This is a genomic window from Yoonia sp. (genome assembly GCF_046498525.1).
GTDB lineage: Bacteria > Pseudomonadota > Alphaproteobacteria > Rhodobacterales > Rhodobacteraceae > Yoonia.
Genome location: NZ_JAWOAN010000169.1, coordinates 1 through 10,359, shown reverse-complemented (window position 1 = coordinate 10,359; position 10,359 = coordinate 1). Strand labels below are relative to the sequence as shown.

Here is a 10,359-nt window from a genome sequence, read left to right as displayed (position 1 = left end):
AGCGATTGTACTTTGGGTGCGCTTGTCACGACAGCAACGCGCGCACCGCGCGCCTTGGCCAGTTGCAACGCTGCCGATCCAACGCCGCCCGATGCCCCGGTAATCAGAACTGTTTCACCGCTCTGCAGTTGGGTCCGTGTCAGCATGTTTTCGGCGGTTGAATACGAGCACGGAAATGACGCAAGTTCTATGTCGCTCAACGGGCTTTCAACCGCATAGGCATGACGCGCGGCCACAGTGCAGTATTCCGCAAAGGCCCCATCACAGTCCGAGCCGAGGAACCATGGCGGATCACGCCTTTCGCCCATTGCTTCGGTCAGGCAAGGTTCGACCAGCACCCGTTCGCCGATGCGGGCCGTGTCCACGCCATCACCCACGGCCATGATATACCCGCAAGCATCGATCCCCTGTATACGTGGAAGTTGCAGGGCTTCACCTGTCCAACCGGCATCCGCAGCATCGTTGTCGCCCTTGGAGTACCAGCCGACACGTGTGTTGATATCGGTGTTGTTCACGCCCGCAGCGGCGACACGAATCAGCACCTCGCCAGTCTTCGGTTCCGGTCGCGGAAGGTCCTCGCGCCACACCAGACATTCCGGTCCGCCATGGCCCGTCAGCGCGACGCCGCGCATCGTTTCATCCGTCATCCGGCGAATCCCCCTATACCCGCTCAATAGCAATGGCCGTACCTTCTCCGCCACCGATGCAGATCGCGGCCACACCGCGCCTTAACCCGCGTGTTTCCAGTGCATGCAGCAAGGTCACGATGATGCGCGTCCCCGAGGCCCCGATGGGATGGCCCAAGGCACAGGCGCCGCCGTTCACGTTCACGATGTCGCGGGTGATGTGCATGTCCTGCATAAAGGCCATCGGGACGACGGCGAAAGCCTCGTTGACCTCCCACAGGTCCACATCTTCGACGGACCATCCTATTCCGGCCAGCAGCTTTTGCGTGGCAGGCACAGGGGCGGTCGTGAACCAGCCCGGGGCCTGCGCATGGCTTGCGTGGCCCATGATACGTGCGCGCGCGTTCGTCCCGTCGGCAGACAGAACCAAAGCCGCCGCGCCATCTGAAATGCTTGATGCGTTCGCGGCGGTCACTGTCCCATCGGGGCGGAACGCAGGCCTGAGCGTCGGTATTTTCGCGGGGCGCGCCTTGGCGGGTTGTTCATCGCGGGTGATCATCTCTTCGCCGGTACGTGCGTGGACGGTGACAGGGGTGATCTCGGCATCAAATGCTCCCGCGCGTTCAGCATCCAGCGCATTCGACAGCGACGCAATCGCATATTGGTCCTGTGCCGCGCGGGTGAAATGATACTTTGTGGCGCAATCCTCGGCGAAGGTCCCCATCAGGCGGCCCTTGTCATAGGCGTCCTCCAGACCGTCCAGAAACATACTGTCCAGGACCGACTGATGACCAATCCGTGCGCCGCCGCGCATCCCCGGCAGCAGGTAGGGCGCATTTGTCATGCTCTCCATCCCGCCGGCGACCATAGTCTCAGCGCCCCCCAGGGCAATCTGGTCAAACGCCATCATTGCGGTTTTCATGCCCGAGCCACACATCTTGTTGATCGTCGTCGCGGGCACGTTGTCACCCAGCCCCGCCAGAAACCCCGCCTGACGCGCCGGAGCCTGCCCCTGACCGGCAGACAGGACGCAGCCCATCAGCACCTCATCGACGGTATCGGCACCGGCCCCCCGCATGGCCGCCCTGATTGCGGCTCCGCCCAGCGAGGGGGCATCTACATCCGAAAAAACGCCCTGAAACCCGCCCATCGGTGTGCGGGCAGCACCTGTTATGAATACATCGCGCATGATCCGGCCTCCCTGTTGCATGAAATAAGGCTACGCCTGCACTGCTCAAAGGAAAAGCCTCAACATTGGCGTTGCGCGCAGGCGCGATCCGTCTAGGTTCGTATTCAATACCCAGAAAGGACCTTTCCCATGCGTAACTTCCATAAGCCCGGACGCTCTGCCGTTTATGCAACCAATGGCATGTGTGCCACATCACACCCGCTGGCCGCCAAGGTCGCCGTGCAAATGATGGAGGCAGGCGGCAACGCCATGGACGGGGCGATTGCAGGTGCGGTCCTGCTGGGGCTATGCGAACCACAGATGACAGGGATCGGTGGCGACTGCTTTGTGCTGATGACGCCACCGGGCGAAGACCGGGTCGTTGCGCTGAACGGATCGGGGCGGGCACCTGCGGGCATTGAGGCGGAAAAACTGCGGGAGAAAGGCGATGTGATCGCCCCCTACAGCGCCGATGCGGTGTCCGTGCCCGGGGCGGTCGATGCCTTTTGCAGACTGTCCAAGGACTGGGGCAAACTGGGGCTGAAGGCCGTGCTTGCCCCGTCCATCCACTACGCCGAGGCAGGTGTTCCCGTGGCAGAACGCGTGGCATCGGATTGGGGGCAGGCGGTTGACAACCTTTCCGGCCATGCCCGCGACCTTTACCTGATGAACAACGCCGCCCCAAAGGCAGGGCAGGTGTTTCGCGCACCTGAACAGGCGCAGGTACTGCGGCGCATCGCGATGGATGGGCGCGAAGGGTTCTACGAGGGCGACGTCGCCGAGGATATGGTCGCCAGCCTGAACGCGCTGGGAGGCACCCACACGCTGGAAGATTTCGCAAACACCGCCTGTGATTACGTCGACCCGATCATGGGCGGCTATGGCGGGCTCGACCTTTATGAGCATCCGCCAAACGGGCAGGGGGCGACCGCGATCCTGCTTCTCAACATGCTCAAGCACTTCGATATCGCAGGCATGGACCCATGGGGGGCGGAACGCGCGCACATCGAAGCCGAGGCAACCAAGCTGGCCTATGACACGCGCAACCGCTTTTTGTCGGACCCCGACCATATGACGCGTCTGGACTACATGACATCACCCGACACGGCGGCCAAGTTGGCGGCCCTGATCGACCCTGCCAAGGCCATGCCTGCCGGGCTACCGGGGGCCGAGGCGGTGCACAAGGACACAATTTATATCACCGTCGTCGACAAGGACCGCATGTGCGTGTCGCTGATCTATTCGGTGTTCCATTCTTTCGGATCGGGCATCGCATCGGATAAATTCGGCGTGTTGTTCCAGAACCGCGGCGCGGGCTTTACGCTGGAACAGGGGCATCCCAACGAGGTCGGCCCCGGCAAACGGCCCATGCACACGATCATTCCCGCGATGCTGAAGAAAGAGGGCAAGGTCATGATGCCCTTCGGCGTCATGGGCGGGCAGTACCAATCCACCGGCCACGCGCGTTTTGTCAGCAACGTCACCGACTTCGGCCTGTCGCCACAGTCCGCCATGGACGCGCCCCGCTGTTTCGCTGAAGGCGACGAACTGCGGGTCGAGGATGGCTACAGCGACACGGTCAAAGCCGAATTGGCAGGAATGGGCCACAACGTGGTGCGCCCCGACACCGCGATCGGCGGTTCACAGGCGATCCTGCTGCATGAAGACGGGGTGCTTGAGGGCGGTAGCGACCCGCGCAAAGACGGCTGTGCTATCGGGTATTGATAAGCCGGGGAACCGTGACCGCGGTGACTGCCGTCAGCCCACTTCCGCACCACTTGTTGTCCCAACCGCGACTGCAATCACGGGCGCTCCGGAATGGAGTGCGACCCGAAAGATACCGCATGAGCAAGGATGAATTCAAGCCAGCCCAATGGCAGTCCCTCACACTCGCTTGGCGGCAGGAAGCCGCAGCAACAGCGCGCCATAGATCACGGCAAAGCCACCGAAGGCAGCGATCCAGCCCAATCCAGCAACCGAGTGCAGCAAGCCGGATAGCTCTGGCCAAAATCCCGCGACGACACGCGCCAGCACCGATAGGGTCAGGGCTGCATAGATCAAGACTGTGCTTGCCCCCGCCGTCAGCGGTTGCCCTGTATGCCCCAAAGTGGCCCGCGTCATCACCGCCAGCGTCATCAGCCCGATTGCCCCCGCCATCCAAAGGTGCTGCGCGCCCGCTATACCGAAGGAACCGGGAACAAGTATCTCCAGCGCCAGCGCCAGTGCCCCCAGTGGCAAAAAGGCGTATGCCACATGCAGCACCGTGACCAATGGGGCCGCCAGCGTCTTGTGCACTGCCCAGCGGGCCAGCCGCATCAGGTGCAAAACCCCTGCCACAGCAAGGGCAGCAGCTGTCAAAACAGATAATGGCAGGGTGACCCACAAACCAAGCGCCACCAGCAGCGCAACCAGCGCCACCTTGTCGAAGCGCTGCATCGGTGGCGCGGGCAAGACCTTGCTACCCTGCTTGACCAGCCAGTTGCGGGTAAACGACGGCACGACCCGCCCGCCAATCACGGCAATCATCATGATCGCGGCACCCAAGCCCAACCGCAGGCCATATCCCTGGGCGGCGTAAGCGCCCTGCGCGGCCTCCCTGTGGAACAGGCCGTTGCCGATGATGAACACGCCCAGCATTGCCAGCACGATCAGGTTGCGCCAGTTCCGCCCCGCCACAATTTCGCGTCCGATGGCCAGCGCGAAAAGCACTGGAAAGGCCAGATCGACAACTGCCACCAGCCCCGCAGGCAGACCAGCCGAGACGGCAACCGTCACGCGCCCCGCAAGCCACAAAAGCGCCAGCGCGCCAAGCCGCCAGCCAACGATCGGCAAACGCCCTGTCCAGTTCGGCACCGCCGTCAGAAGAAACCCTGCGACAACAGCGCCCAGATATCCGAACAGAAATTCATGTGCGTGCCAGCTGACCGGATCAAAGGCAGTGGGCAGCATCATCTGACCGGACAACATCGGCACCCAGAGCAGCATCGCCAGCACAGCCCAGACCGCCGCGCCGAAAAAGAACGGGCGGAACCCGTAGGTCAGGATGGCAGGGCCGCGCCATGCGCGCATCTGTTCGGCAGTCGATGTCATTGATCGGTCCTTTTCGCCGCGACGCCGTCCTCAGTCAGGATCAGGTCAAGCGGGATGTCATGGGGTTGCGGGAATATCGTGGGCAGTTTCGCTGCACGCAGCGCGACGCCGATAGTCATTGGCCTTGGGGCCAGAGCGGCGAGCGTGCGGTCAAAATAGCCCCCGCCCCAGCCAAGGCGAAAGCAGCCGCTATCCCAGCCAAGGCAAGGAGCAAGTGCAATATCAGGTGTCAGCACAGCGGCGTCCGGCGGCGGAACAGGAATGTTCCAGTCGCCGCGCACCATTTTCGTCCGGGGCGTCCAGCGCCGAAAGACCAGCGGGGCTGCACGGGTTTCCACCACCGGCAGGGCGATGATGATGCCCGTACCATGCAGTGCGGTCAAAAGCGGACGCAGATCGGGCTCCCCCTTGATCGGCCAGTAGCCGGACAAGACGGTCTCCCGTCGTGCTCCGCGTGCGGCCAGCACATCTCCCAGTTGCTGGCCGATCCTGTCCGAGACATGCGCCCGTCCGCCTTGACCAAGCGCGTCCCGCACGCCAGCCAGACGGATGCGTTCTGCCTTGCGCCAGCGTGCGACATCACGGCTCTGCACAGGATCGACGGTCAAGGGGTCGAAAGAGGCAGGGTCCACCTCTGCCGCCATGCAGGGCGAGGAAGCGAAAGGGCGTGATCTGTCACTGTGCCGGGACATGTCCCACCTTCATCACGGGCTGGACCATGGGCAGATCCTTTCATCAAGATAGCGATGGGGTCGCATCAGGTGCGGCTTGCGCCTCGGTCACCGCGATGTGAAGCGAACGCGCTATGCGTTCGGCGCGTTCGACGACATGCGCTGCACCTTCGGCTGTGCAAACGTCCCGAGCCGTCTCGCGAAACAGCCGCAGCCAGCGGTCGAAATGCGCGGCCTTTATCGGAAGCGGGGTGTGCGCGGGAACCGGACGTCCGTGGTAGCGGCCTGTCATCAGCGCCACCGAAGACCAGAACGCCACCATACGTTCCAAGTGCGGCGGCCAGTCTGTGATGCGCTCGGCAAAGATCGGGCCAAGCATATCATCATCGCGTATCCGGCCATAAAATGTATGGACAAGGCTGCGCAAAACGGCTTCGTCAAGGCCAGTCTCTGCCATAATGCCTGCGGTCATTTGCGGTCGGACAGAGCCGGGTTCGTATGTCGGGTCGTGACGTGTCATTCCGAAACCTCGTGATTGCGGCCTTGCAATCTTGTTTACGATTGGTAATAGGTATTGTAAATGCTCATTATGGACTGAGAGACACCAAACATGCGCCTCACCACCTTTACCGACTATGGTTTCCGTATGCTGATGCGAATGGCCAGTGCCCCGGACCGCGCCTTTTCAACTGCGGAGCTAGCGGCAGAGTTCGGCCTGTCACGCAACCATCTAAGCAAAATCATGCAGCGCCTTGCAAAAGCCGGATATGTCGAAACCCGACGTGGCAGTGGCGGCGGAGCCATTCTTGCAATGCCAGCAGACCAGATCCGGCTGGGCGCCGTAATCCGACTGCTGGAAGACGGTCAGCCATTGGTCGAATGCTTCGCAGCCAACGGAGGGGCCTGCACAATAGACGGTCACTGCCGGCTGAAGCCGCGCCTGCGCTCCGCAAAGGCGGCATTCCTGACTGACATGGATCAATCAACCCTCGCGGACATCGCCTTAAATAGAAGTTCAAACACCGGCACACAAACAGGAGAGCAGTAATGCTTGCAACGCTTACTCTCCAAGAGCGGCGGACCGCTGTCGGCCTTTCGGTTGCGCTTGCCTTGATGGGGCTTCTCATGGCTGCCGCCGCGCGTGATGGACCGATGGCAGTGCATGGAGGGATGGCGCTTGCTTTGGGGCTCGCACTGGTATTCCTCGTCGGCGGCGCACTTTACGACTACGCAGAGCCGGACCCCGAAACGCTGGCGCGTTATTATGACGCTCCGACGCGCTTTGGCATCGGCATGACGCTGATCTGGGCAATTATCGGTATGGGTGTCGGCGTCTGGGTGGCCGCTCTGATGTATTGGCCTGAAGCGACACCGGCGTGGCCCGCGACCAGCTTTGGCCGGTTGCGTCCGGTGCATACGACCAGTGTAATCTTCGGCTTCGGCGGCAACGCCCTGATCGCAACGTCATTTTACGTGCTGCAACGCACATCTCGGGCACGGTTGGCGGACGCACTCAGCCCTTGGGTCGTGCTGATCGGGTTCAACCTATTCTGTGTCTGGGCGGTGACCGGCTATCTGATGGGCAGCACCCAGTCCAAGGAATATGCCGAAGCCGAATGGTATGCCGATATCTGGCTGGTCATCGTCTGGGTGACATATTTCGCGCTTTACATCCGCACGCTGGCTCGCCGGAACGAGCCGCATATCTACGTCGCCAACTGGTACTATCTTGCCTTCATCCTTGTCGTGGCGATGCTGCATATCGTCAACAATCTGGCGTTGCCGGTCAGCTTTGCAGGGACCAAAAGCTATACGATCTGGGCGGGTGTTCAGGATGCGATGATCCAGTGGTGGTACGGGCATAACGCTGTGGCATTCTTCCTCACGGCAGGATTTCTGGGGATGCTTTACTACTTTCTGCCTGTGCGTGCGGGGCGACCGATCTGGTCTTACCGGCTGTCTATCGTGAGCTTCTGGGGGATTGTATTTTTCTACGTCTGGGTCGGGTCGCACCATCTGCATTACACGGCACTGCCCTATTGGGTGCAAACCCTTGGTATGACCTTCTCGGTCATGTTGCTGGTGCCATCCTGGGCGTCAGCCGGAAATGCCATCGCGACGCTGAACGGCGCGTGGCACAAGGTACGCGACGACGCGACCCTACGCTTCATGTTCGTAGCGGCCGTATTCTATGGCATATCCACATTCGAGGGGTCTTTCCTTGCGATCCGCCCCGTAAACTCTTTGTCACACTACACCGACTGGACAGTGGGCCATGTACATTCCGGCACGTTGGGATGGGTTGCCATGATCGTGTTCGGCGCGATCTATACGCTTGTGCCGCAATTGTCGGGGCGCGAAGACATGGCTTGGCCGAAGGCGGTGGAGTGGCACTTCTGGCTCGCGGTTTCCGGTACGCTGATCTATGTTGTCTCGCTTTGGAACGCCGGCATCACCCAAGGTTTGATGTGGCGCGCGTATGACGAAAACGGCGCGCTGAGTTACAGCTTCATCGAATCCGTACAGGCTATGGCACCCTATTACGCGGCCCGTACGTTGGGTGGTGCGCTGTTCTTGGCTGGCGCAGTGGTCTGCACGTTCAACTGCCTTGCCACGGTCCGCCGCGCACAACTGCCCATCGAAAACGCAGCGGATCGCCCGCTCAACCCACAGCCAGCGGAGTGAACCGATGCTGAGACTCCATTACAACCTCGAAAAAGTGTCGATGGGACTGGTGGCAGGGATCATCGTTGCCGCCTCGATCGGCGGCATTGTGGAAATCGCGCCGTTGTTTGTCATCGACGAGACGATCGAACTTCCCGATGATCTGCGTCCGCATACGCCGCTGGAACTGGCCGGTCGTGAAATCTACATCCGCGAAGGGTGTTATGCCTGCCATAGCCAGATGGTTCGCAGCCTTGCCGACGAGTTGGACCGCTACGGTCCTTATTCGCTTGCGGCCGAAAGCGCCTATGACCATCCGATGCTTTGGGGGTCCAAGCGCACCGGACCGGATATTGCACGGCTGGGCGAAAAATATTCCGACGACTGGCACGTGCAGCACCTGATCGACCCGCGCAGCGTGGTGCCTGCCTCGATCATGCCTGCCTACCCTTGGCTCGAAAGAACGCTGGATACCGAGATACTGGAGGGCAGTCTGGCGACACTGGCCCGGCTTGGGGTGCCTTACAGCGCAGATATGATCAGTTTGGCTGCGGCTGACGCGCTGGGCCAAAGCCGCCCCGATACCGACGGTGCCGATGGTGTTCTGGACCGCTATGGCGACGATGTGGCAGTGCGCGCATTTGACGGCGATCCCACGCGTCTGACCGAACTGGACGCGGTGGTCGCCTATCTGCAATCGCTCGGCACACTGACCGGTGCGGCTGATGACATCTCCCAAGAGGTCACGCGATGAGCTATGACATGCTGGTCTATCTGGCCAAGACCTTCGGTCTGTTCTGGATGATGGGGTTCTTCGTGATCGTCGTGATCCGTGCCTACAACCCCAAACGCCGCGCAGCACAAGACCATGCGGCGCGGTCGATCCTGCCACCCGACGACCGCGAGGGCGACGCATGACCGATCAGCCGATCACCGACCCCAAGGACCTGCCTGCCGCCGACCCACATACCGGCCAGCGCGAAGTCGATCCTGTCACCGGATACGAGACAACGGGCCACGACTGGAGCGGGATCAAGGAATTAAACACGCCTTTTCCAAAGATCGTGATCTGGGCGTTCGTACTGACGTTTCTTTACGCGATCATCACTTGGGTGCTTTTACCTGCGTGGCCTTACGGGCGCGATTACAGCCGTGGGTTGCTTGGGCTTGAGCAGGGCGAGATGGCTGCGGCTAACTTTGCGGAACTGGATGCGCGACGGCAGGACTGGATCGCACAATTCGACGGGTCACCGGACTTTAAGGTGCTGGATGGCGATGCCGACCTTATGGCCACTGCCATGCCCGCCGCCAACCGGCTATTTCTGGACAATTGCTCTGTCTGTCATGGTGCGCAGGGCGAGGGCGGCCCAGGATTTCCTGTGCTGAACGACATTTACTGGCTTTGGGGCGGCGGTCCCGAGACGGTGGCTGAAACGCTCCGGGTTGGCATCAATGCCGCGCACCCCGACACCCGTTGGGCTCAGATGCCAGCTTTTGACTGGATGGAGCGACAGGACAGGCAGCAGCTGGCAGAACACGTCGCAGCCTTGCGCGATGGCAAGGCAGATCCCGATGGCGCGGGTGCGACGCTTTTTGCGGAAAACTGCGTTGCTTGCCATGGTGAAGCTGGCGTCGGTGGGTTGATGAACGGTGCGCCTGCGCTCACTGACACAGCAGTCATATACGGACAGGACGCAGCGTCGGTGAACCAGACGCTCCGTTTCGGGCGACAGGGCGTCATGCCTTATTGGTCCGACCGTCTGAGCGATCCCGAGATCAACCTGTTGGCGCTTTATGTGAAACGGCTTTCCGAGGAGGTTTCGGAATGATCGCGATCACGCAAAAACGGCTGGCCATCGCCGGTGCAGTCGCGGCAGTCAGTCTGTTCGTCGCCGCCAATGCGCAATTCATTGCCGCCGCGTTCCGCTCGCAGCCCGCGTGTGTTGCTGTTGCAGATGCGGCAGTGCCCGCAAAACGCACCTGCTGAGGGAGAAAATCATGCTCGAACCATTGCCCATCATCCGACCGCCGCAGCGCGCAGACTCTCCCTATGCTCGCAAACTGCCCGCACGGGTAGCGCTCGACTGGCTGCGCGCGGGATGGCGTGACCTACGCACAGCCCCGGGGTCAAGCCTGGCCT

At 61.4% G+C, this 10,359-nt stretch carries 12 protein-coding genes; 7 read left to right on the top strand and 5 right to left on the bottom strand.

Annotation, left to right across the window (positions count from 1 at the left end):
* Together R6T97_RS10910 and R6T97_RS10905 are read right to left on the bottom strand one after the other, a co-directional pair.
* On the bottom strand, positions 1-647 hold a 647-nt coding region (locus R6T97_RS10910), incomplete at its 3' end, for an alcohol dehydrogenase catalytic domain-containing protein (RefSeq protein WP_410349320.1).
* 13 nt (positions 648-660) lie between these two features.
* Positions 661-1,815, bottom strand: coding sequence for a thiolase family protein (locus R6T97_RS10905; RefSeq protein ID WP_410349319.1), 1,155 nt, complete (start codon positions 1,813-1,815; stop codon positions 661-663).
* Positions 1,816-1,944: 129 nt separating this feature from the next.
* Here R6T97_RS10905 and R6T97_RS10900 point away from each other — a divergent pair, with 129 nt between their 5' ends.
* Positions 1,945-3,519 (top strand): gamma-glutamyltransferase family protein, encoded by a 1,575-nt coding sequence (locus R6T97_RS10900; RefSeq protein WP_410349318.1) that lies wholly within the window; start codon positions 1,945-1,947, stop codon positions 3,517-3,519.
* 159 nt (positions 3,520-3,678) lie between these two features.
* Here the strand turns inward: R6T97_RS10900 and R6T97_RS10895 are convergent, their stop codons facing one another.
* From R6T97_RS10895 to R6T97_RS10885, 3 genes are read right to left on the bottom strand one after another with little or no spacing between them, the layout of a single operon-like run.
* Positions 3,679-4,884 (bottom strand): NnrS family protein, encoded by a 1,206-nt coding sequence (locus R6T97_RS10895; protein WP_410349317.1) that lies wholly within the window; start codon positions 4,882-4,884, stop codon positions 3,679-3,681.
* Positions 4,881-5,576, bottom strand: coding sequence for a 5-formyltetrahydrofolate cyclo-ligase (locus tag R6T97_RS10890; protein WP_410349316.1), 696 nt, complete (start codon positions 5,574-5,576; stop codon positions 4,881-4,883). The genes R6T97_RS10895 and R6T97_RS10890 overlap by 4 nt, the downstream gene beginning before the upstream one ends.
* A gap of 43 nt (positions 5,577-5,619) precedes the next feature.
* Positions 5,620-6,075, bottom strand: a complete 456-nt coding sequence (locus R6T97_RS10885) for a group III truncated hemoglobin (protein WP_410349315.1) — start codon at positions 6,073-6,075, stop codon at positions 5,620-5,622.
* Positions 6,076-6,165: 90 nt separating this feature from the next.
* Here R6T97_RS10885 and R6T97_RS10880 point away from each other — a divergent pair, with 90 nt between their 5' ends.
* The 6 genes from R6T97_RS10880 to R6T97_RS10855 are packed head-to-tail and all read left to right on the top strand — an operon-like array spanning position 6,166 to position 10,206.
* Positions 6,166-6,603: an RrF2 family transcriptional regulator gene (locus R6T97_RS10880; protein WP_410349314.1), complete on the top strand. Its 438-nt coding sequence runs from the start codon at positions 6,166-6,168 to the stop codon at positions 6,601-6,603.
* On the top strand, positions 6,603-8,240 hold the full coding sequence (gene ccoN, locus R6T97_RS10875; protein ID WP_410349313.1) for a cytochrome-c oxidase, cbb3-type subunit I: 1,638 nt from the start codon (positions 6,603-6,605) through the stop codon (positions 8,238-8,240). Before R6T97_RS10880 ends, ccoN begins: the two co-directional genes overlap by 1 nt.
* A 4-nt stretch (positions 8,241-8,244) precedes the next feature.
* Positions 8,245-8,973, top strand: a complete 729-nt coding sequence (ccoO, locus tag R6T97_RS10870; RefSeq protein WP_410349312.1) for a cytochrome-c oxidase, cbb3-type subunit II — start codon at positions 8,245-8,247, stop codon at positions 8,971-8,973.
* Entirely contained in the window at positions 8,970-9,137 is a 168-nt protein-coding gene (locus tag R6T97_RS10865; RefSeq protein ID WP_410349311.1) for a cbb3-type cytochrome oxidase subunit 3, read from the top strand. The genes ccoO and R6T97_RS10865 overlap by 4 nt, the downstream gene beginning before the upstream one ends.
* A complete protein-coding gene (gene ccoP, locus R6T97_RS10860; RefSeq protein WP_410349310.1) occupies positions 9,134-10,048 on the top strand; it encodes a cytochrome-c oxidase, cbb3-type subunit III in 915 nt (304 codons plus the stop codon). The genes R6T97_RS10865 and ccoP overlap by 4 nt, the downstream gene beginning before the upstream one ends.
* Positions 10,045-10,206, top strand: coding sequence for a hypothetical protein (locus tag R6T97_RS10855; RefSeq protein WP_410349309.1), 162 nt, complete (start codon positions 10,045-10,047; stop codon positions 10,204-10,206). The genes ccoP and R6T97_RS10855 overlap by 4 nt, the downstream gene beginning before the upstream one ends.
* The last annotated feature ends 153 nt before the right edge of the window (positions 10,207-10,359 follow it).

Bases quoted from the DNA above. Each gene is read 5' to 3' on its own strand.
- R6T97_RS10905 (WP_410349319.1), bottom strand. From the start codon at position 1,815: ATGCGCGATGTATTCATAACAGGTGCTGCCCGCACACCGATGGGCGGG.
- R6T97_RS10900 (WP_410349318.1), top strand. From the start codon at position 1,945: ATGCGTAACTTCCATAAGCCCGGACGCTCTGCCGTTTATGCAACCAAT.
- R6T97_RS10895 (WP_410349317.1), bottom strand. From the start codon at position 4,884: ATGACATCGACTGCCGAACAGATGCGCGCATGGCGCGGCCCTGCCATC.
- R6T97_RS10890 (WP_410349316.1), bottom strand. From the start codon at position 5,576: ATGTCCCGGCACAGTGACAGATCACGCCCTTTCGCTTCCTCGCCCTGC.
- R6T97_RS10885 (WP_410349315.1), bottom strand. From the start codon at position 6,075: ATGACACGTCACGACCCGACATACGAACCCGGCTCTGTCCGACCGCAA.
- R6T97_RS10880 (WP_410349314.1), top strand. From the start codon at position 6,166: ATGCGCCTCACCACCTTTACCGACTATGGTTTCCGTATGCTGATGCGA.
- ccoN (WP_410349313.1), top strand. From the start codon at position 6,603: ATGCTTGCAACGCTTACTCTCCAAGAGCGGCGGACCGCTGTCGGCCTT.
- ccoO (WP_410349312.1), top strand. From the start codon at position 8,245: ATGCTGAGACTCCATTACAACCTCGAAAAAGTGTCGATGGGACTGGTG.
- R6T97_RS10865 (WP_410349311.1), top strand. From the start codon at position 8,970: ATGAGCTATGACATGCTGGTCTATCTGGCCAAGACCTTCGGTCTGTTC.
- ccoP (WP_410349310.1), top strand. From the start codon at position 9,134: ATGACCGATCAGCCGATCACCGACCCCAAGGACCTGCCTGCCGCCGAC.
- R6T97_RS10855 (WP_410349309.1), top strand. From the start codon at position 10,045: ATGATCGCGATCACGCAAAAACGGCTGGCCATCGCCGGTGCAGTCGCG.